Source organism: Pseudomonas sp. AC532 (assembly GCF_979258965.1).
In genome coordinates this window covers 1,586,699-1,607,860 of record NZ_OZ409888.1, presented here as the reverse complement: position 1 = coordinate 1,607,860, position 21,162 = coordinate 1,586,699, and the positions used below count along the sequence as shown (strand labels likewise).

The window sequence follows — 21,162 nt, the reverse complement described above, 5'->3', positions numbered from 1 at the left end:
GCCGGCTGCGGTGGCTACGGCCAGTGCGCAGGTCTGCCAAGTGGCAAGCCGCGCACACGCCAACACGCGCCATCAGCGCTGGCGCGGGCAGGGGAAAGGTGCTTAGCGGCCTGAAAGGGCCTGGCGATCAGAGGCGAGGCGCGCTTTTCACCGTGGACAGTGCGCGTTCGATCGCCTCGTGTGGCGTCGATGCCAGGGGTTGTTCGACATGGTTGTACTTGCTGTTGTCGAGAATCAGAATCTGGGCTTGCCGGGCCAGCTTGTCGACGTCGTAACCCAAGTCGATACATGCGCCCAAAACGGCCAACATGGCCTGTTCCAGCACCATTTCACTATGCGTAGCCATCTCTGCACCTCGGTCCATGGCCTGTAGCCGGCCGGAATGATCATACGTATCTGCTGCTACTGGTGAGGTATGACTGCGCAGATGGCATAAGGATTCAGCCAGAGTTGACGCCAGCCGTCGCCCGCCGATGATCTGGCATGCCCACCGCAGGTGCCAGCTTCACCGCAGGCGCCTCGCCCGGGAGCAGGCTGCAACGGCAGCGCGCCTGGCTCACCTGAAGAACTGGCTGGGCGTGGTGCCGAAGTGCTTCTTGAACATGTTGGCGAATGCACTGGGGCTTTCGTAGCCAAGGTCGCCGGCGATGTCGATGATCTTCTCGCCACCCGCCAGCCGTTCCAGGGCGAGAAGCAGGCGAGCCTGCTGGCGCCACTGGCCGAAGGTCATGCCGGTGTGGCTGCGAAACAGCCGCTGGATGGTTTTCTCGTCCACGTTCAGGCGAGCGCTCCAGTCGGACAGCGTCGAGCCGTCGCCGGGGTCGGCCTGCAGGGTCGAGCAGATGACCGCGAGGCGCCCCTCGGTTGGCTGCGGCAGGTGCAGCGGCAGGGTGGGCAGCAACTGCAGTTCATCGAGCAGCAGGCCCATCACCCGTGCCTCGCGAGAGTCCTGCGGATAGGGCTCGGTGATGCTGACCGAGGTCTTGATCAACTCGCTCAGCAGGGGCGAGACGCCCACCACTCTGGGTTCGGTTGGCAGGTGCGCCAGGCCGTCCGGGTGCACGAACACGCTGCGCATCTTTACCGCCCCGATGCACCTGACCTCATGCAGCTCACCGCTGGGCATCCACAAGCCGCGGTTCGGCGGCACGGTCCACTGGCCCCTGGCTGCGCGCACCACCATCACGCCTTCGATGGCGTAGATCAGTTGGTGCTTGTTGTGCCGGTGAGGAGCGATGTGCCGGTCGCGCGGGTAATCGGTGGCGCTGCACCTGACTCGCCAGTTCGCCTCGTCGATCTCGATGATCAGCTGATGCAGCGATTTGATGGTCATGTCCTTTTCGAGTGGTTCGGGTCCCCAATTGCGTGAGACAGGCAAGGCGGACGGCCCTAGCATAGCGCCGAACTCCATTCACCAGCAGTGCCGTGCAGCGGGCATGTTCCGCGCCGGTATCGCCATTGCCGGAAGCGTCCCGTATGGCCCTCAGTTCCTCCGCTGCCACCGTCGCAGCCTCTACCCAGGTGGCCGCGCAGGCCAGCCCCCTGGTCATGCGAGTGATTGGCGCCTGTGCCCTGGCGCACCTGATCAATGACCTGATCCAGGCCGTTCTACCGTCGATCTATCCCCTGCTCAAGGCCAGTTACGGGCTGACCTTCACCCAGGTCGGGCTGATCACCCTGGTGTTCCAGCTCACCGCTTCACTGCTGCAGCCCTGGGTGGGCTACCACACCGATCGTCACCCCAAGCCCTGGCTGTTGCCCGCCGGCTCGCTGTGCACGCTGGTCGGCATCCTGCTGCTGGCGTATGTCGGCAGTTTCCCGGCGATCCTGCTGGCGTCGGCGCTGGTGGGGATCGGTTCATCGACCTTCCACCCGGAGGCATCGCGTATCGCCCGGCTGGCTTCGGGCGGCCGCTATGGCCTGGCGCAGTCGACCTTTCAGGTGGGCGGCAACGCCGGCAGCGCGTTTGGCCCGCTGCTGGCTGCGGCTATCGTGATTCCCTATGGGCAGGGCCACGTGGCGTGGTTCGGGTTGTTCGCCGTGTTCGCGATCCTGGTGCTGTACGGCCTCAGCCGCTGGTACCGCAACCACCTGAACCTGTTCAGGCTCAAGCAGGGCGGGCAGGCCACCCACGGGCTGTCGAGGCGTCAGGTGAGAGGTGCATTGCTGGTGCTGGCGTTGCTGGTGTTCTCGAAATACTTCTACATGGCCGGTTTTACCAGCTTCTTCACCTTCTACCTGATCGAGAAGTTCGGCGTGTCGATCGCCAGCTCCCAGCTACACCTGTTCCTGTTTCTCGGCGCCGTTGCCGCCGGCACCTTTTTTGGCGGGCCGATTGGCGACCGCATCGGCCGCAAGAAGGTGATCTGGTTTTCCATCCTCGGCGTCGCCCCGTTCACCTTGGCCCTGCCCCACGTGGATCTGTTCTGGACCAGCGTGCTGAGCATGGTCATCGGCTTCATCCTGGCCTCGGCCTTCTCTGCCATCGTGGTGTTCGCTCAGGAGCTGATGCCGGGCAACGTGGGCATGATCGCCGGGCTGTTCTTTGGCCTGATGTTCGGCTTCGGCGGAATCGGCGGGGCGTTGCTGGGCTATCTGGCGGACATCCACGGTATCGAGTACGTGTTTTTCCTGTGCTCGTTTTTGCCGCTGCTGGGCATCCTGACCGTTCTGTTGCCGTCCACGCGGCCGCGCTAGAGCGGCCTTCTGGCGGCTGTCGATCAGCACAGGTGAATCCGGGGCGGCATATGGAGTAGCCTTGCGGCTCTTTGGGGTTGCATCGGTAGGAGTCTGGCTGTGAGTCACAAGAGCAAAGCGATCCTCTGGGGCAGCATGGGCCTGAGCCTGTTGCTGTTGATTGTCGGGCTTCGCCTGTTCACCGTGTGGGCCACCACGCTGCCTCTGGATGTGCCCGTGCGGCTCGACAAGGGCGAAACCCAGGAGCTGCCGGTGAAGGTTCGCACGCTCGAATTCGACATGCTGGCGGTGGTGTTTTCCACGGGGGAGTTGCCGCTGTACACGGTGCGCAAGCTGTCCGGCGGGCCGATCTGGGAAAACGAGCAGTGGGTCGAATACCCGCCGGCGCCCATGACCCTGGCCTGGAAGCTGTTCACCCCGGCCGGCGAGCTGGTCTCCGAAGGGCAGGGTGAGGTCGGCAAAGAGCTCGTCAGCTACGGCAGCGATGAGATCACCCGCGCCGTGTCGCGGATACCGCTGGAGCCGGGTGACTATCGCCTGCAGGTGCGCGCGGCGACCCCCGATCCGCGCTTTGGCGAGGTCGCCACGCGGCTGGTGTTCGTTGCCGAAGGCAAGGGCAAGACCTGGCAGTCGGGGGTCGCCTGGTGGAGCTCGATGCTCTCCGGGGTGTTGTTGATCCCGCTGGTGCTAATCTGTGGGTTGCTGACCCTGCATCACTTCACCCGCTGGCGCTACGGCGCTCCCTCGGCGGATTGATGGCGGCCGCTGGCGGCTACGCCAGCGAACAGAGGTCGATCCTGCCTGGCGCGCGCTGGCGGCGGGCGCTTTTATCGGCAGCGGTGAACACCCTTCAGGAGTAACCCCCATGCTCAAACTCACGACGTTATCGGGCGCGCTTCTAGGCGCCGTGCTGCTGGCCTCGGCGCCTGCACTGCTCGCCGACCCGGGCAATGGCAAGGGAAATGGCAACCGCCACGACAAGGGTGGCCAGCAGGGCAGCCAGGGGCATGGCGGCAATGACGGCTGGCAGGGCGGGCCGTCGATCGACATTGGCGGGGTCAGGATCATCCTCTCGGACAATCGCAGTTACTGGAACCCTGGCGCACCCCTGCCACCGGGTATCCAGAAGAACCTGGCGCGCGGCAAACCACTGCCCCCCGGCATTGCCAAGAAGCTCGACAGTCGGCTGCTCGGCCAACTGCCTCGCTACGACGGCTACGAATGGCAACAGGCGGGTACCGACCTGCTGCTGGTGGCGATTGCCACCGGGGTGATCCAGGAAGTGCTGCGCGGCGTGCTGGACTGAGCGTACGCGATCAGCGACCTGGGGCGGCAGCATCGCTACCGGCGGCCAACGGTCACTCGTATCGAGCACTCGGGCTGTCAGTCGTAGCGGCGCCCAGGGCTCCCGGTTCTGCGCGAGCCGGGAGTTGGAGTCAATCCATTTCGTGGAGCAGCGTGACGCCCATGTAAAGGCCGGCTGCGGTTACCAGGAACAGGGTTAGCAGATAAACGAGCATGAGTTCGCCTTGTCGCCATTGTCGGGTGCGCCATCGCGGGCGCCTGAAAAATAGAAGCAGGCGAGTCGCAAAACGTTCAGGGAATTTGCGCGCGCCTCTCCTGAGCTGCCGCACAGGCAACTGGTCAAAAACTTCGAACACTGATCACCGTCAGCGCTCTAGACATGACAGCCAGTTCGGCTCGCTGAACGCAGGTGTCATCGGGGCGGTGCATGCAGAACCTCAAGATTGCGACCTTCAACATCAACGGCATCAACGCGCGGCTGGCCAATCTGCTGGACTGGCTCGGGCGCGAGAAACCGGATGTGGTCTGCCTGCAGGAGCTCAAGGCGCGCGACAACGCCTTTCCCGCGCGCGAGCTGGAGGCCGCCGGCTACGGGTCGCTGCACCATGGCCAGGCGTCGTGGAACGGCGTGGCGATTCTTGCCCGCGATGCCGAGCCACTTGAGATTCGCCGCGGCCTGCCCGGCGCGGATGACGACAAGCAGGCGCGCTACCTCGAAGCCGCGGCTCATGGGGTGGTCGTCGCCAACCTTTACTTGCCCAATGGCAATCCGCAGCCGGGGCCAAAGTTCGCCTACAAACTGGCCTGGTTCGAGCGGCTGATCGCTCACGCCGAGCAACTTCAGGCCAGCGAGCATCCGGTGGTGCTGGCGGGCGACTTCAACGTGGTGCCCACCGATCTGGATATCTACAACCCGAAATCCTGGGCCAAGGACGCCTTGCTGCAACCGGAGAGCCGCGCCTGCTTCGAGCGCCTGCTCGCCCAGGGCTGGGTCGACGCATTGCGTCACCTGCACCCCGAGGAGCGGATCTACACCTTCTGGGATTACTTCCGCCAGCACTGGCCGCGCAATGCCGGGCTGCGTATCGACCATCTGCTGCTCAACCCGGTGCTGGCCGCACACCTCAAGAGCGCCGGCGTGGACAGCTGGGTGCGTGGCGAGGATCACCCCAGCGATCACGCACCCGTATGGATTCAGCTCGGCAAACGCCGCCGCGCGGCACCGCGCGCAAAAACCGAGAAAGCCGCAACACCTGCAAAAACCGCGAACGAGGACTCGCAGCCCTCGGCCGGCGACGCGCTCGAGGCGTACAACCGCAAGCGCGATTTCGCCGCCAGCCCCGAGCCCGAGGGCACCCGCCCGGCAACGCGCAAACGGCGCGCTGCCGGGCTGCAGTTCTGCGTGCAGAAGCACCACGCCACCCGGCTTCATTACGACTTCCGCCTGGAGATCGACGGCACGCTGAAAAGCTGGGCAGTGCCCAAAGGCCCGTCGCTGGACCCATCGGTCAAGCGCCTGGCCGTGCATGTCGAAGATCACCCGCTTGCCTACGCCAGTTTCGAAGGTGTCATTCCCGAGGGGCACTACGGCGCGGGAGAGGTCATCGTCTGGGACACCGGTATCTGGCGGCCGCTGTCCGACCCCGGCGAGGGCTACCGCAGCGGCAAGCTCAAGTTCGAGCTGCAGGGTGAAAAGCTTGGTGGCGTGTGGAACCTGGTCAAAACCAGTATCGCCGGAAAGCAGGAACAGTGGTTTCTGATCAAGCATGACGACGCCCAGGCCCGCCCGACGAGCGAGTTCGATATCGTCACTGCGCTGCCCGGCAGTGTTCTCAGCGACCGCGTACTCGGTACGCGCAAGCGCCGCGGCAAGGCGGCGCAACCGAAACCCGCCGCCGCGGTGCCTGCGCCACGGCGCAGAAGCGGGGACGTGCAGTTGCAGGGCGCCCGCAGCGCTGTGCTCGCCGACACTTTCAAACCGCAGCTTGCCACCTTGGTCGAGGCCGCGCCGGCGGGTGAGTGGCGCTACGAAATCAAGTTCGACGGCTACCGCATCCTCGCCCGCATCGAGGATGGCGAGGTGAAGCTGTTCACCCGCAATGGCCACGACTGGACCCACAAACTGCCGCGCCAGGCCGAAGCGCTCGCCAGCCTGGGCCTGGAATCGGCATGGCTGGACGGCGAAGTGGTGGTCGCCAACGAGCGTGGCATCCCTGATTTCCAGGCCCTGCAGAATGCCTTCGAGGTCGGCCGTAGCGGCAGCATCGTCTACTACCTGTTCGATATGCCGTATCTCAACGGCATGGACCTTCGCCAGGTGCCGTTGGAGCAGCGCCGCGCCGCCCTCTCTCAGGTACTGGAACGCAGTGAGGACGATGTGCTGCGGTTCTCCGAGGATTTCGAAGAAGCGCCCGATGCGCTGCTCAACAGCGCCTGCCAGATGCAGATGGAAGGCTTGATCGGCAAGCGCGCGGGCAGCGTCTACCGCTCCGCGCGCAACCACGACTGGATCAAGCTCAAGTGCCAGCGCCGGCAGGAGTTCGTGGTCGTCGGCTACAGCGACCCCAAGGGCGCCCGCAGCCGTTTCGGCGCGTTGCTGCTGGCGCTGCACGACGGGCAATCCGGCGAGCTCAGGTATGCCGGCAAGGTCGGTACCGGGTTCAATGAGTCGACGCTCGCCACCCTCCATGAGCAACTGGTGCCGCTGGAAATCAAGCGGCCGGCGGTGGTCAATCCGCCTACCGGCTTTGAGGCGAAGGGCGTGCACTGGCTTGAGCCGGTGCTGCTGGCCGAAGTCGCATTCGCGCAGATCACTCAGGAGGGCGCAGTGCGCCACGCCGTGTTCCACGGCATCCGCAATGACAAAACGGCCGAGGCGATTCTTGAGGAAAAGCCCGTTGCGCCACCCCCGGGAAAAAAAACTCCAGCCAGGCAGGAGGCGGTGACCGTTCGCCTTACCCATCCCGGGCGGGTGATCGATGCCAGCAGTGGCACCACCAAGCGGCAACTGGCCGATTACTACATTCGCGTGGCCGAATGGATACTGCCGCACCTGCAGGGGCGGCCGGTGGCATTGGTGCGCGCACCTGATGGCGTGGCCGGCGAGCTGTTCTTCCAGAAGAACGCCGGGCAACTGGCGATCCCCGGTATCCAGACGCTGGACAAGGCGCGTGTCGGCCACCCCGGCATGCTGATCGACACGCCGCAGGCGCTCATCGGCGCGGTGCAGATGAGCACCCTCGAACTGCACACCTGGAACGCCACCGTCGCGGATCTGCAGCAACCCGACCGCTTCATTCTCGACCTAGACCCCGATCCTGCCTTGCCGTGGAAGGCGATGGTCGAGGCCACGCACCTGACGCTGACCGTGCTCGATGAGCTGGGCCTCGAGTCGTATCTGAAAACCAGCGGCGGCAAGGGCATCCATATCGTCGTGCCGCTCACGCCCGAGGCATCGTGGGAGGCGGTCAAAGGCTTCAGCCACGGCATCGTCAAGCACATCGCGAGGCTGATACCCGATCGATTCTCGGCGGTGTCCGGACCCAAGAACCGGGTCGGGCGCATCTTCATCGATTACCTGCGCAACGGCCTCGGCGCCACCACGGTGTGTGCCTATTCGGCGCGCAGCCGCGCAGGACTTCCAGTGTCGGTGCCGATCCGGCGCGACGAGCTGACCGAGATCAAGGGCGCCGATGCGTGGAACATCCACACCCTGCACGAGCGACTCGACACCCTCGAGGATGACCCGTGGGCGCGTTTTTTCGAGACACCGCAACGCATCACTGCCGACATGCGCAAACGCATCGGCCTGAAGTAACCAGGAGGAAATCCAGATGGGCAATTACCACATCACCAAAGGCGACAGCGGCTGGGTACTGAAGAAGGAGGGGGCGCAACGGCCGTCAAAAACCGCGGCGACCAAGGACGAGCTGCTCGCCATCAGCGCCGCATTTCTGGAGGGGAAGATTGCCTCCGTGAAGATCCACAAGGAGGACGGCACCATTCAGGAGGAGCGAACCTACCCACGCAGCGCCGACCCGCGCAGAACTGAGGGGTGATTCGCCGCCAACGCGCGCCGGCACCCAGCGGGTAGACCCCAATGCTTCGGCACGTGTACCGACCTCGTATTTCGCGGCGGTATCACCCCCGCGTAGACCAATGCACTTGCCGTCGCCGTTGGCGCGATCGATCACGATGCCGTGTTGCAGGCACGCATCGGCGGGCTGGCCGCCGATGCCTGGGTCGCACACCGGTGCCGAGGTGAGTCTTCGCCCGCGCGATTGCCGTGGATCGACAGTGGACTGACTGGCTGCGTACCGTGGAGCCAACAGCTGGGGCAAGGCGATCCTGCCCCTCTTACAGGATAGGCTTGCCGCCAGTGACGGCATAACGCGAGCCGGAGATGTAGCTGGCTTCGTCGGAGGCCAGCAAGACGAAGATCGGCGCGACCTCGACCGGCTGGCCTGGCCGACCGAGCGGCGTCTGCTCGCCGAACGAAGTCACTGCCTCCTGGGGCATGGTCGAGACGATCAGCGGTGTCCAGATCGGCCCGGGCGCCACGCTGTTGACGCGGATGCCCTTGGGCCCCAGCAGTTGCGCCAGGCCGGCGGTGAAGTTGGCGATTGCTCCCTTGCTGGTCGCGTAGGCGAGCAGGGTGGGCGTGGGGTCATCGGAATTGACCGACGTGGTGTTGATGATCGAACCGCCCGCCGGCATCGACGGCACCGCCGCCTGACACAGGCGGAACATGGCCGTGATGTTCACATCGAAGGTGCGTAGCCACTCCTCGTCCGGAATCTCCTCCAGTGATTGGCGGGTCATCTGGAAGGCGGCGTTGTTGACCAGCACATCGATGCGCCCGAAGCGCTCCACGGTCTGTGCCACGGTGTCCTGACAGACCGCCTTGTCGGCCAGGTCGCCGGGCAGCAGCAGGCACTGGCGGCCCGCCTGTTCAACCCAGTGGGCGGTCTCTCTGGCGTCTTCGTGCTCCTCCCAATAGGCCAGTGCCACGTCCGCGCCTTCGCGGGCAAAGGCAATGGCCACCGCGCGGCCGATGCCGCTGTCGCCGCCGGTGATCAGCGCGACCTTGTCTTTCAGCCGGCCGCTGCCGGTGTAGGAGGTTTCGCCACAATCCGGCTGCGGCTGCATCTTGCGTTGCGAACCCGGCACGGGCTGCGGCTGGGCGGGGAAGGGCGGTGTTGGGTAACTAGGCATGGCGGTGGCTCCTGTGCAGGGAAGGGTGTTCCTTTTCGGAGAACCTTCACGGCGCGGAAGTTGAATCAATCGAATCATCTGTCGACGAAAGGCCTATCGCCGCTGCCGCTCGTCTGCCGGGTCGCACTCGCGTCGCCAGGCGATCTCACTTACTTAACCCTCATGCGTTCGGGAGTGATCACCATGCCACGTGGCAGCAAGGACACCTACACAGACAAACAGAAGCGCAAGGCGCAGCACATCGAGGAGAGTTACGAGGACAAGGGCGTGTCCAGCGGCGAGGCCGAAGCGCGTGCCTGGGCCACCGTCAACAAGCAGTCCGGCGGCGGCGAGAAATCCTCCGGCTCGGGGCGCAAAACCGCGCCGAGCGACAAGAAGACCGCGCGCTCCGACTCCGCCAAACGTGCCGCCAAGACCCGTGAGGGCAATTCGCGCTCGTCCACCTCGTCGCTGGAAACCCAGACCAAGCAAAGCCTGCTGACCGAGGCGCGCAGCCGCGGTATCGCCGGGCGTTCGAGCATGAACAAGGCGCAGCTGATCGACGCGTTGCGCAAGCAAGGCTGAGGATTCACGCGCTACCGCAGGTGCGTACAACGCATCGTCACCGTGCGGCGCACTGTCGAGTCTCGCGCCGGTTCGAGCAGCCGGCTATGAGTGGATTTTGCAGGATATTTCAATCTGGAAATGGAGCTGAACTAACGTTCCGCCAGCGCGATCCGTTTCTATGCGCAGCCAGCGCGAGCCCGATGGGCCGGTGTATCCGTGCCGAGCCCGAGCCCAGGGTAGCTGAATGATAAGGAGCCACCGTGACCGTTACCGCCCACCCCGCCTACCGGCATACGCCAGGTCCGCTGCATGCGATCCTGCTTGCCGGAACCGTCCCCCTTTTTCTTGGCGCGTTGCTGAGTGATATCGCCTACTACAAGACCTTCCAGATCCAGTGGAGCAACTTCGCCTCGTGGCTGATCGCCGGCGGGCTGCTGTTCTGCGGGCTGGCGCTGCTTTTCGCGCTGGCCAACCTGATCCGCGCCGACCGCAAGGCCGGGCGCCCGGTCATGTATTTTCTGTTGCTGCTGATCACCTGGGTATTCGGGCTGGTCAATGCGTTCGAGCACGCAAAGGATGCCTGGGCCATCATGCCGACGAGCCTGGTGCTGTCGGTGATCATGACCTTGCTGATCACCGTCACCGCGTGGATCGGCCTCAGCAACCTGCGTTCGGGAGGCGAGCGATGAGAACTGCAAGCGCACTGACGGCCATGAGCGTGGCCCTGCTGCTGAGCGCCTGTGGCGGCGAAGCGGACACCAACCTGGATCGCGGCCCCGACCCCAAATTGCCTGAGCCGCAGCGTGGCCTGCTGCCGAGCATGAAGATCGCCGATCCGGCGCAGTGGGGCGACCAGAAGCCCAGCGTGCCGGATGGTTTCAGCATTACCGCCATCGCCACCGACCTGAAGATTCCGCGTCAGACCCTGGTGCTGCCCAACGGCGACATCCTGGTGGCCGAAGGCCGCGGTGGCAACGCCGCGAAGCTCAAGCCCAAGGACGTGATCGCCGGCTACATCAAGGCGCAGGGCAATACTCAGGTCAAGGGCGGCAACCGCCTGACCCTGCTGCGTGACGGCGACGGCGACGGTACCTACGAGACGCAAACGGTGTTCGCCGAGAATCTCAATGCGCCCTATGGCCTGGCTTTCTTCGAGGGCGCCTTGTACGTGGCCAACCAGGATGCGCTGGTGCGTTTCGATTACCAGGACGGCCAGACCGAAGCCGGCGGCCCGCCAACCACGGTCACCAAGCTGCCCTCCGAGATCAACCACCACTGGACCAAGGCGCTGACCATCAGCCCGGACGGCCGCTATCTTTATGTGGGCATCGGCTCCAACAGCAACATCGGCGAACGCGGCATGGAGGTCGAAGCCGATCGCGCTCTGGTCTGGCAGGTCGACGCTGAAACCGGCGCGCACAAGCCATACGCTACGGGCCTGCGTAACCCGACCGCGCTGACCATTCAGCCGGAAACGGGGCAATTGTGGGCGGTGGTCAATGAACGCGACGAGCTGGGCCCTGATCTGGTGCCCGATTACCTGACCTCGGTGCAGGAGGGCAAGTTCTACGGCTGGCCCTACGCGTACTGGGGCCAGAACGCCGACACTCGCGTACAGCCGCATAAACCGGAGATGGTCGATATCACCATCAAGCCGGATTACAGCCTGGGCTCCCACGTCGCGGCCCTGGGCGTCGACTTCTCCATCCCGGAGATGGGCGAACAGTTCGCCAACGGTGTGTTCGTCGGCGAGCACGGCAGTTGGAACCGCGACAACCCGGTGGGCTACAAGGTCATCTTCGTGCCCTTCGCCGACGGCCGACCGGCGGGTGATCCTGTCGATTTCGCCACCGGCTTCCGTGGTGACGACGGCAAGACCCGTGGCCGCCCGGTGGGGGTCACCGTCGACCCGAAAGGCGCGCTGATCATCGCCGACGACCTCGCCAACACGGTGTGGCGCGTAACGCGTAATCAGTAACGCATGACCCCCGGGGCGGGCAATCCGCCTCGGGAGTTATAGTCTCTTTCCTTTACAGCGAATTACCTAACGCCTGTCGTTATCAAACGGCATCGTTGAAAAGCATTCCCCAAGCACTGCGATGAGTTGGCCAAAAGGTCAACCAGCACTGGAACGCGCATTTCCCTACCTGAAACTATCGGCAAGTCTGCGGCGAGCAGCGAGCACTCATGTGCCAAACCTGGTCGACCCGGCGCCCACACCAGCAGAGCCAGAGTGAGGGCATGCGGGTTACTTGGGTGAGCGCATGCCGTTGAGATTCAGGGTAAGAAACCGATCCGCGGCAGCGGCGATGGACCTGCCCATGTCGCAGCCCTGGCGCGGCAGCATGATCTGACCTCAAGCACTGGCTTGCCACGGAATGAGCGGGTAAGGTTCGCCATCGTTAGACGGTACCCAGGAGATCGCCAGTTGGCGTACTCCCGCTTTTGCTCAAGGAATACACGCGTGAACCAGCAAAACCTCGCCGACTTGCAGCCCTCGATGAAGGATGCATGAGCGCGTCCACACCACAGACCACGTTGCAACCCTTGCTCACTGAACTGGCCGAGCTGATCCGCCAGGCGCGGCAGCAGGCGGTGCGAGCGGTGGATACGATCCAGGTGCAAACCTGTTGGGTAGTGGGTCGCCATATCGTCGAGTTCGAACAGGGTGGGCAGGCGCGAGCCGCCTGTGGCAAGAAGCTGCCGGCTAATCTGGCCGATGGGCTGACGATCGAGTTCGGCAGGGCTTCGATGAGCACAACCTGCGGCACATGCGCGCCTTCTACCAGGCATTCCCGATTTGGAACGCACTGCGTTCCGAATTGAGCTGGACGCACTATCGCACCCTGTTCAAGGTGGAAAGCGACAGCGCCCGTCAGTGGTATATGAACCTGGCCGCTATTCAGAACTGGAGCACCCGCGCGCTGGAGCGGCAGATCGGCACGCTGTATTACGAACGCCTTTTGGCCAGCCAGGATCGCGCTGCGGTCGAGCAGGAAGCCGCGAGCAATCTGCATGTGTTGGGCAAAAGCCCGCGTGAGTTCGTGCGCGACCCGGTGTTACTAAAGTTTCTCGGCCTGCCCAATGCCGAGGAAGGCTTCATCCTCGATGTGTTGCAGAACTACACCAGCTACGACGTGGCGCTGCGCATCCCGAGCCTGGAGGGGGGCGCCAGCTTCGCCCGTTTATTGCGCAAGCGGCTCAAGGGTGTCGGCGCCGAGCAGGTGGATCTGGGGGACCTCAAGCTCAGCCACTACCGGGTCAAACCAGGCGAGCGGCTTGATGGGGTGGTGCCGCAAGCCGAGAGCCCCGGTCTTTATGGGATTACCGATAGCGGCCTGCGCGAAGCGCGTGACCGTGAGACTGTTTAGTCGTCGATTCATGCATGCTTGCGCGTAACCTAGTGTTTTGTGCATCACTTCGACATGCTGCTTTTTTTTCCCAGACGAAGGGTATTGATCGAGAGGTGCTTGAGAATGGGCGAACTGACTGGCAGCCGCGACTGGGTGCTGCGTAGCCGCGCGCCGGGTAAGGTGGAACGTATCGAGGCTTATTTCAGCGGCCACGGATACGATCCGCATCGCCATGATTGCTACGCGATTGGCCGCACGCTATCCGGGGTGCAGAGCTTTCGCTATAGGCGCGCGATGCGTCATAGCGTTCCGGGCGGCACCCTGGTCCTGCACCCGGATGAGCTGCACGACGGTATGGCGGGTACCGAGGACGGTTTTCGCTACCGCATGCTGTACATCGATCCGGTGCTGATCCAGCAGGTTCTGGGCGGTAAGCCGTTGCCTTTTGTTGCGGGCGGGTTGTCCGATGATGTGCGCCTGCAACGCGCCATCGGGTCATTCATGCAGGCGGTGGATCACCCCCTTGAAGCGCTCGAGGAGGATGACGCGATCTACGACCTGGCGCACGCACTCGACGCCGTCGCTGGCACCAGGCGTGGTCGCCGCGCGTTCGATTATCCGGCAGCACAACGCGCTCGCGAGTTCATTCACAGTCGCAACGGTGCGAACATCACCCTGGATGAGCTGGAGCATGTCAGTGGGCGCGACCGTTGGAGCCTTTCCCGGGATTTTCGCGCATTGTTCGGCACCAGCCCGTACCGCTACGTGACGATGCGTCGGCTGGATCGCTGCCGCGAGCTGGCGTTGGCGGGGATCGGCTTGGCCGATGCGGCGCTGATTGCCGGCTTTTTCGACCAGAGCCACATGACACGTCATTTCGTCAGCAGCTTTGGCCTGCCGCCGGCGCGATGGCTGGGCATGATTAAGTTGCAGGATCGTACAAGATAGCGCCTGAGGTGCCTCGCTAAGGTAGTGAAAACCAACCGAGGAGCCTCTTGTGAGCCAGCCAACCCGATCCACCCAGCAAGCCATCAACCTGATCCGCAAACTCGATCTGATCGCCGAGCAATGGCAACCTCGCGTCGTGGCGGAAATGAACGACTACCAGTTCAAGGTGGCGCGCCTGCAGGGCGATTTCATCTGGCATTCCCATGCCGAAACCGACGAAGCCTTCCTGGTTCTTGATGGCACGTTGCGCCTGGATTTTCGTGACGGATCGGTGACGCTTGGCAGCGGCGAGCTGTACGTGGTGCCCAAAGGTCTCGAGCACAAGCCTTGTGCCGAGGAGGAGGTCAAGCTGCTGCTCATCGAACCACGGGGTGTATTGAATACCGGCGAGCAGGGCGGCGAGCGCACGGCGCTCAATGACCGCTGGATCTGAGCGCAACGCCAGGCGTTCATTGCGAACGCCTGGCCTGCGTCGTTACCTCTCTTGTCTCAGGTGCCGCTCTTCACTTTCGTCCAGATCCGCGTGCGGATGCGGTCGACGTTCAGCGGCATGGCTTCCAGTGCGTAGAGCTTTTCCATGACGTCATCGGGCGGGTAGACGGTGGTGTCTGCCTTGAGGGCCGGGTCGACCAGGCCGTCGGCCTTGCTGTTGCCGTTGGCGTAGTGCACATGGTCGCTGATGCCGGCGATCACCTTGGGCTCGAGCAGGTAGTTCATGAACGCGTAGGCGGCCTTCTCGTTGGGCGCGTCCTTGGGGATGGCGACCATGTCGAACCACATCGGCGCGCCTTCCTTGGGAATCACGTAGGCGATATCGATGCCATTGCCGGCTTCTTTCGCGCGGGCGCTGGCCTGCATGATGTCGCCGGAGAAACCGACCGCCATGCACACGTCGCCGTTGGCCAGCTCACCCACGTACTTGGAGGAGTGAAAGTAGGCGACGTTCTTGCGCATCTCCATCAGCAGTGCTTCGGCTTTCTTGTAGTCCTCCGGGTTCTGGCTGTGGTGCGGCAGGCCCAGGTAATGCAGGGCGATGGGCAGCATTTCCGGGCCATTGTCGAGAATCGCCACGCCGCACTTGCTCAGTTTGGCCATCAGCTCGGGCTTGAAGATCAGGTCCCAGGAGTCCAGCGGCACGTCGTCGCCGAGCACCGCCTTGACCTTCTCGACGTTGTAGCCGATGCCGGTGCTGCCCCACAGGTACGGGAAGCCGTGCTGGTTGCCCGGGTCGTTGCCTTCCAGCGCCTTGAGCAGCGTGGGGTTGAGGTTCTGCCAGTTGGGCAGTTGGCTCTTGTCCAGCTGCTTGAGCGCGCCGCCCTGGATCTGCCGAGCCATGAAGTGGTTGGAGGGAAACACCACGTCGTAGCCGGAGCGCCCGGCCATCAGCTTGGCATCGAGGGTTTCGTTGCTGTCGTAGACGTCGTAGTGGGGCGTGACGCCGCTGGCCTGCTGGAAGTTCTTCAGCGTGTCGGGGGCGATGTAGTCCGTCCAGTTGTAGATGCGCACGTCTTGCGCCGCCTGGCTGACCGAGGCGACGAGCATCAGCGGGATGAGCGATTTCAGCATGGGAGACCTCAACGATTGTTGTGATGTTGTGGAGGCAGCAGTCAGGATCTGTTCAAAGTCTGCTGCGCGTCGGCACTGCTGCGTTAAAAACAGGCTCAGAATGCTCATTTACAGCGCGTAAACTGCGCTTCTTCGCCTGTTTTTGCCTTGCATTGCTCTAGCTCGCGAAACTTTGAATAGATCCTCAGAAAATCAGTACATAGGTCTTGCGCAGCGTTTCTTGTATGTCCCACACGCCAGTGGTGTTGGCCGGCAACATGAGGGCGTCGCCGGCTTTGATGTCGATGGGTTCGCCCACGTCGGGGGTGAACGTACAACGCCCGGCGATGAAGTGGCAGAACTCCTGTTGCACGATCTGTCGGCGCCAGCGCCCCGGTGTGCATTCCCAAATGCCGGTTTCCACGCCGTCGTCGCGCTCCACGCAGGTTACCGAGGTGATGGCGGCAGGCTCGCTGAGCGGGACTGCGACCGGGTTGTGCTCGTCGAGGGCGATGCTGGCGGTATTACGAAAATGCGTGATGGTCATGGCATGCAACCTGAGTGTCGGATGAGGGCGTTCATTTCATGAAACCTTCCATCAGGCTGGCCACGCGCTGCGCCATGTAGCGCTGCCACGGGCGGCTGGATGGATCGGCGAGCAGCTTGTCTTCACGCACGAAACTGCGAATCACGGCGTTGTAACCCAGCCAGCGGCAAGGCTCTGGCTCCCAGCGCGGCAGGTCCTGCACGCGGGTGTCGTGGCGCACCCAGGGCTGGCGGGTGAGCAGGCTGTCGGTGCCGAGAATCAGGTCGGCCAGGGTGCGCCCACCCAGGTTGCTGGCGCCAACGCCCTCGCCACCGTAGCCACCGGACAGGGCGATGCCGTTGCCGCGGTCGCAGAGCATGTGCGGATGAAAACGCCGTGCCATGCCCAGGTTGCCGCCCCAGGCGTGGGTGATGCGCACGTTGCGCAGTTGCGGGAACAGTTCGCTGAACAGGTAGCGGCGCAGGCCGCGTTCTTCATCGTTGAGGTTGAAGTCATTACGCAGGCGGCTGCCGAAGCGATAGCCACCGCGGGCACCGAAGATCAGCCGGTCGTCGAGGCTGCGTTGGCCATAGGTTACCTGGCGGCTGGTTTCACAGAACGCCTGGCCGCGCTCCAGGCCGATCTCGGCCCAGGTCGAGGCCGGTAGCGGTTCGCTGGCGACGATCAGGCTCTGCACCGGAATCTGGTGGCGGCCGAGTGGCGGCAGGTTGGCGGCATAGCCTTCCACGGCCGGCACGATCCAGTTGGCGCGCACCTCGCCCGCAGCGCAGCGCACGCTGCCGGCCTGCCAGCCCAGGGCCGGTGTGCCTTCATGGATGCTCACGCCCATGGCTTCCACGCAGCGGGCCAGGCCGCGCACCAGGCGCGCCGGCTGGATGGTCGCGCAGTGGGGCGTGTACAGCGCGCCATAGGCGCCGGGAATGCGCAACTGCTGGGCGAGCTCATCGGCGGGCAGCCAGCGGTAGTCGTCCTCGCCCAGGCCCTCTTCGCGGTAGCCGCGCAGGTACTCGCGCAGGCGCAGTTCCTGCTCCGGGTAGCGGGCCGCGCAATACAGCACGCCGCCTTTGCGGTAGTCGCAGTCGATGCCCTCGCGCTGCAGCACCTGGCCGACTTCATCGGGAATGCCGTGCAGCAGGTCGTAGGACTGGCGCCGCGCTTCGGGGGAAAGGCCGGCGAGCAGGCGATCCTCGCCGAGCAGATTGCCCATCAGCCAGCCACCGTTGCGACCGGAAGCGCCGAAGCCGGCGATCTTCGCCTCGAGGATGACGATACGCAGTTCGGGTGCCTGACGCTTGAGGTAATAGGCCGTCCACAGCCCCGTGTAACCGGCGCCGATGATGGCGACATCGGCCTGGATATCGCTTTGCAGCGATGGGCGCGGTGTCAGCGGCTCATCCAGTTGGTCCATCCACAGGCTGATGTTGCGCCAGTCGTTCATGCACCGCTTCCGCACAAAAGGTATGCGGCAAGACTAGAAGCCCAACTCGTCGTTGTCTTGCGTGCGTACCCGCGCGTAGCCGGCGCTGGAGTCGGTAACGGCGCGAGGCCGCGGCTCTCACTGCTGGGGGTCGGCGGCCCGGGCCGATGGCGAGGCCGTGGTGGGCACCACCGGGGCGCCGTCCTGGGGCAGGTGAAGGGTTTTCAGGTAGGCCTTCGGCGTCATCCCGGTATGGCGGCGGAAGGTGCTGTAGAAGGCGGTCAGGGAGTTGAAACCGGCCTCGAAAGCCAGCTCGTCCATGCGCCGCAGATCATTGCCGGCCTGCAGGCGTTGCAGCAGATGCTGCAGCCGCGCCTGGTTGACGTAGCGGTAGAAGCTCTGGCCGAGCACCTGGTTGAGCAGGTAGGAAATCTGGTTGCGGCTGTAACCGGTGGCCGTCGCCACCTGCTGCAGGCTCAGTGCCGGGTCGAGAAAGGGTTGGCGACGCTGGACGTAATCTTGCAGGTCCTGGGCCATGAAGCCCAACTGGCGGGTCGACAGGCCCAGCTTGCTGATCGCGGCGCTGCTCTGGATCGGTACCCGTGCATCGGGCCCTTCATGCACCAGCGAAGCGTATTCGTTGACCCGCCAGATGAGCCCGTCGCGCACGGTGATGGCCTCGGCAGTGCGAAACGACACCAGGCCCCCGCCACCCTGCAGGGTGGTGCGGTACTGGATGAACGCGGTGTGGCCGTCGATGCGGATGCGGTCGGTGTGTTCCAGCGCTTCGTCCGGCTGGCGCGGCATGGTGCCCAGCACGTAGTCGCGCAGCTCGGCGAGGCCCATGCTGCGATTGAGGAAGAAGTCGTGGTACTCGACCTCGGGGTGATAGAGCGCCATTACCGCGTCGAGGTCGCGGTACTTCCAGCTGTAGTGGTAGCGCAGCACGATCTCGCGGGTGCGTTCGGTCTGGGCGGGGTCGTCGGGGAAGTCAGGCATGCCGGGTTCGTCCAGAGAGCAGCGGCCAGCTTGCCCGACTGCGCCAGGCACCTCAAGCAGAGTGGCGGGATGCGGCCTGATCCGCTTCGACTGAACATGAGTAGAACTTGTTCTTAACGTTAGAAGGTTGAGTTTGTTTCATTTGTGATGGGTCTCGACAATGCACGCCATCATTTATGCACTGGAGAGATCGCCATGGCCCTGGCACACAGCCTCGGATTCCCCCGAATCGGACGTGACCGCGAATTAAAAAAAGCCCAGGAAGCCTTCTGGACAGGCGACCTCGACGAAGCCGGCCTGCGTGCAGTGGGTCGCGAGCTGCGCGCACGCCACTGGCAAGTGCAGAAAGACGCCGGTATCGACTTGCTGCCGGTCGGCGACTTTGCCTGGTACGACGGGGTGCTGGCCCATTCGCTGGCCTTCGGGGTGATTCCCGAGCGCTTCCGCCCGGCCAATGGCAAGCCGACCCTGGATACGCTGTTCGCCATGGCCCGTGGCGTGACCGGCGACAACTGCTGCGGCGGCGCCCATGCGCAAGAGATGACGAAGTGGTTCGATACCAACTACCACTACCTGGTGCCCGAATTCACCGCCGACCAGCAGTTCGCCCTGAGCTGGGAACAACTGTTCGAGGAAGTCGCCGAAGCCCATGCGCTTGGCCACAGCGTCAAACCGGTGGTGATCGGTCCGCTGACCTACCTGTGGCTCGGCAAGCTCAAGGGCGAGGCCCAGGGCTTCGACAAGCTGGAGCTGCTCGAGCGTCTGCTGCCGGTGTACGGGCAGATTTTTCAGCGCCTGGCGGAGCAGGGCGTGGAATGGGTACAGATCGACGAGCCGATTCTGGTGCTCGACCTGCCTCAGGACTGGAAGAACGCCTTCGAGCGCGCCTACAACAGTTTGCAGCGCGAACCGCTGAAGAAGCTGGTCGCCACCTACTTCGGCGGGCTCGAAGAGAACCTCGGCCTGGCCGCCAACCTGCCGGTGGGCGGCCTGCACATCGACCTGGTGCGCGCGCCACAGCAGTACCCGACCATTCTCGACCGTCTGCCGGCCTACAAGGTGCTGTCCCTCGGCGTGGTCAATGGCCGCAACGTGTGGCGCTGCGATCTGGAAAGCGCCCTGGCGGTGATCGGCCATGCCCATAGCCGGCTTGGCGAACGCCTGTGGATCGCGCCGTCCTGCTCGTTGTTGCACAGCCCGGTCGACCTGGCCCGTGAACAGGAGCTGGATGCCGAGCTGAAAAGCTGGCTGGCCTTTGCCACCCAGAAGTGCGCCGAGGTGGCGCTGCTGGCGCGGGCCGTCAACCAGCCCGATGCCCCCGAGGTGAGCGCCGCGTTGGCCGAGAGCCGCGCCGTGCAAGCCAGCCGGGCGGCATCACCGCGCATCCACAAACCGCAGGTACGGGCACGCCTTGCAGCGGTGCAGGCGAGCGACAGCCAGCGCCGCTCGCCATTCGCTCTGCGCATCGCCAAACAGCGTGCTGGCCTGGCTCTGCCGCCGTTCCCGACCACCACTATCGGTTCGTTCCCGCAGACCTCGGCGATCCGCCTGGCCCGCCAGGCCTTCAGGCAGGGCAAGCTGTCGCTCGGTGACTACACAGACGCCATGCACAGCGAGATTCGCCACGCGGTACAGATTCAGGAACGCCTGGGCCTCGACGTGCTGGTGCATGGCGAGGCCGAGCGCAACGACATGGTCGAGTACTTCGCCGAGCAGCTCGATGGCTACCTGCTCACCCGCTTTGGCTGGGTGCAGAGCTACGGTTCGCGCTGCGTGAAACCGGCGGTGATCGTTGGCGACCTGTGCCGCCCCCAGGCGATGACCGTGGCGTGGACGCGCTATGCGCAGAGCCTCACGGGCAAGGTGATGAAGGGCATGCTGACCGGCCCGGTGACCATGCTGATGTGGTCGTTCCCGCGCGAGGACGTCAGCCGCGACGTGCAGGCGCGGCAATTGGCCCTGGCGCTTCGTGACGAGGTGGTGGACCTGGAAGCGGCTGGCATCAAGATCATCCAGATCGACGAAGCGGCATTGCGCGAGGGACTGCCGCTGCGCAAGGCCGACTGGCAAGCGTACCTGGATTGGGCGACCGAGGCGTTCCGCCTGTGCGCCAGCGGCGTGCGCGACGAAACGCAGATCCATACGCATATGTGCTACAGCGAATTCAACGACGTGATCGAGTCCATCGCCGCGATGGATGCGGACGTGATCACCATCGAGACGTCGCGTTCGGACATGGAGCTGCTGGACGCCTTCGAGGCCTTCGAGTACCCCAACGAGATCGGCCCGGGCGTCTACGACATCCACTCACCGCGGGTGCCGGACATGGCCGAAATGGTCAAGCTGATGCGCAAGGCGGTGCAGCGCATCCCGGCCGAGCGCCTGTGGGTCAACCCGGATTGCGGTTTGAAAACCCGCGGCTGGCCCGAGACCGAAGCGGCGCTGGTCAACATGGTCGCCGCAGCGCGGCAGCTGCGTAGAGAGCTGGCATGAGTCTGGTCGCGGGATTGCCTATTCGGTAGCCCGGCGTCGAGCGCAGCGACACCCGGGACGGTTGCCCTGGGTATCGCTGCGCTCAACCACAGGCTACG

General features: G+C 64.2%; 18 protein-coding genes and 1 pseudogene. 12 read left to right on the top strand and 7 right to left on the bottom strand.

What is annotated here, in order from left to right; translation table 11 throughout:
• Positions 1–127: 127 nt before the first annotated feature.
• Positions 128–346: a hypothetical protein gene (locus tag ACZ0AV_RS07715; RefSeq protein ID WP_499150489.1), complete on the bottom strand. Its 219-nt coding sequence runs from the start codon at positions 344–346 to the stop codon at positions 128–130.
• A 210-nt stretch (positions 347–556) separates the two neighbouring features.
• Positions 557–1,333 carry an AraC family transcriptional regulator gene (locus ACZ0AV_RS07710; protein ID WP_499150488.1) on the bottom strand — a complete coding sequence of 259 codons (777 nt, stop codon included), beginning with the start codon at positions 1,331–1,333 and terminating at the stop codon, positions 557–559.
• A 143-nt stretch (positions 1,334–1,476) separates the two neighbouring features.
• Here ACZ0AV_RS07710 and ACZ0AV_RS07705 point away from each other — a divergent pair, with 143 nt between their 5' ends.
• From ACZ0AV_RS07705 to ACZ0AV_RS07685, 5 genes are all read left to right on the top strand, one after another.
• Complete coding sequence (locus ACZ0AV_RS07705; RefSeq protein WP_499150487.1) at positions 1,477–2,697, top strand: MFS transporter; 1,221 nt, start codon at positions 1,477–1,479, stop codon at positions 2,695–2,697.
• A gap of 99 nt (positions 2,698–2,796) precedes the next feature.
• The gene (locus tag ACZ0AV_RS07700) at positions 2,797–3,453 is read left to right on the top strand and encodes a hypothetical protein (RefSeq protein ID WP_499150486.1); all 657 of its coding nucleotides are present in this window, start codon (positions 2,797–2,799) and stop codon (positions 3,451–3,453) included.
• A 109-nt stretch (positions 3,454–3,562) separates the two neighbouring features.
• On the top strand, positions 3,563–4,003 hold the full coding sequence (locus ACZ0AV_RS07695; protein WP_499150485.1) for an anti-virulence regulator CigR family protein: 441 nt from the start codon (positions 3,563–3,565) through the stop codon (positions 4,001–4,003).
• A gap of 426 nt (positions 4,004–4,429) precedes the next feature.
• Positions 4,430–7,819 (top strand): DNA ligase D, encoded by a 3,390-nt coding sequence (gene ligD, locus ACZ0AV_RS07690; protein WP_499150484.1) that lies wholly within the window; start codon positions 4,430–4,432, stop codon positions 7,817–7,819.
• Positions 7,820–7,835: 16 nt separating this feature from the next.
• Positions 7,836–8,060, top strand: coding sequence for a DUF2188 domain-containing protein (locus ACZ0AV_RS07685; RefSeq protein WP_499150483.1), 225 nt, complete (start codon positions 7,836–7,838; stop codon positions 8,058–8,060).
• Positions 8,061–8,358: 298 nt separating this feature from the next.
• On the opposite strand, the gene ACZ0AV_RS07680 is transcribed toward ACZ0AV_RS07685, so the two are convergent.
• Positions 8,359–9,216, bottom strand: a complete 858-nt coding sequence (locus ACZ0AV_RS07680) for a glucose 1-dehydrogenase (protein ID WP_499150482.1) — start codon at positions 9,214–9,216, stop codon at positions 8,359–8,361.
• Positions 9,217–9,399: 183 nt separating this feature from the next.
• Between ACZ0AV_RS07680 and ACZ0AV_RS07675 the strand changes: the two genes are divergently transcribed.
• The 6 genes and pseudogenes from ACZ0AV_RS07675 (at position 9,400) to ACZ0AV_RS07650 (ending at position 14,496) form a co-directional block, all read left to right on the top strand.
• On the top strand, positions 9,400–9,780 hold the full coding sequence (locus ACZ0AV_RS07675; RefSeq protein ID WP_499150481.1) for a termination factor Rho: 381 nt from the start codon (positions 9,400–9,402) through the stop codon (positions 9,778–9,780).
• A gap of 242 nt (positions 9,781–10,022) precedes the next feature.
• Positions 10,023–10,451 (top strand): DUF2231 domain-containing protein, encoded by a 429-nt coding sequence (locus ACZ0AV_RS07670; RefSeq protein ID WP_499150480.1) that lies wholly within the window; start codon positions 10,023–10,025, stop codon positions 10,449–10,451.
• Positions 10,448–11,740, top strand: a complete 1,293-nt coding sequence (locus tag ACZ0AV_RS07665) for a PQQ-dependent sugar dehydrogenase (protein WP_499150479.1) — start codon at positions 10,448–10,450, stop codon at positions 11,738–11,740. The genes ACZ0AV_RS07670 and ACZ0AV_RS07665 overlap by 4 nt, the downstream gene beginning before the upstream one ends.
• Positions 11,741–12,273: 533 nt before the next feature.
• Positions 12,274–12,851, top strand: a pseudogene (locus ACZ0AV_RS07660) (DUF1016 N-terminal domain-containing protein); the annotation flags it as partial.
• 387 nt (positions 12,852–13,238) lie between these two features.
• Positions 13,239–14,063, top strand: coding sequence for an AraC family transcriptional regulator (locus ACZ0AV_RS07655; protein ID WP_499153326.1), 825 nt, complete (start codon positions 13,239–13,241; stop codon positions 14,061–14,063).
• Positions 14,064–14,112: 49 nt separating this feature from the next.
• Complete coding sequence (locus ACZ0AV_RS07650; protein ID WP_499150478.1) at positions 14,113–14,496, top strand: cupin domain-containing protein; 384 nt, start codon at positions 14,113–14,115, stop codon at positions 14,494–14,496.
• 56 nt (positions 14,497–14,552) lie between these two features.
• On the opposite strand, the gene ACZ0AV_RS07645 is transcribed toward ACZ0AV_RS07650, so the two are convergent.
• The 4 genes from ACZ0AV_RS07645 to ACZ0AV_RS07630 form a co-directional block, all read right to left on the bottom strand.
• Complete coding sequence (locus ACZ0AV_RS07645) at positions 14,553–15,629, bottom strand: polyamine ABC transporter substrate-binding protein (RefSeq protein WP_499150477.1); 1,077 nt, start codon at positions 15,627–15,629, stop codon at positions 14,553–14,555.
• 184 nt (positions 15,630–15,813) lie between these two features.
• Positions 15,814–16,155: a cupin domain-containing protein gene (locus tag ACZ0AV_RS07640; RefSeq protein ID WP_499150476.1), complete on the bottom strand. Its 342-nt coding sequence runs from the start codon at positions 16,153–16,155 to the stop codon at positions 15,814–15,816.
• Between the two features lie 31 nt (positions 16,156–16,186).
• Positions 16,187–17,593: an NAD(P)/FAD-dependent oxidoreductase gene (locus tag ACZ0AV_RS07635; RefSeq protein WP_499150475.1), complete on the bottom strand. Its 1,407-nt coding sequence runs from the start codon at positions 17,591–17,593 to the stop codon at positions 16,187–16,189.
• A gap of 117 nt (positions 17,594–17,710) precedes the next feature.
• Positions 17,711–18,571, bottom strand: a complete 861-nt coding sequence (locus ACZ0AV_RS07630; protein ID WP_499150474.1) for an AraC family transcriptional regulator — start codon at positions 18,569–18,571, stop codon at positions 17,711–17,713.
• A 195-nt stretch (positions 18,572–18,766) separates the two neighbouring features.
• Between ACZ0AV_RS07630 and metE the strand changes: the two genes are divergently transcribed.
• A complete protein-coding gene (gene metE, locus ACZ0AV_RS07625) occupies positions 18,767–21,064 on the top strand; it encodes a 5-methyltetrahydropteroyltriglutamate--homocysteine S-methyltransferase (protein WP_499150473.1) in 2,298 nt (765 codons plus the stop codon).
• The last annotated feature ends 98 nt before the right edge of the window (positions 21,065–21,162 follow it).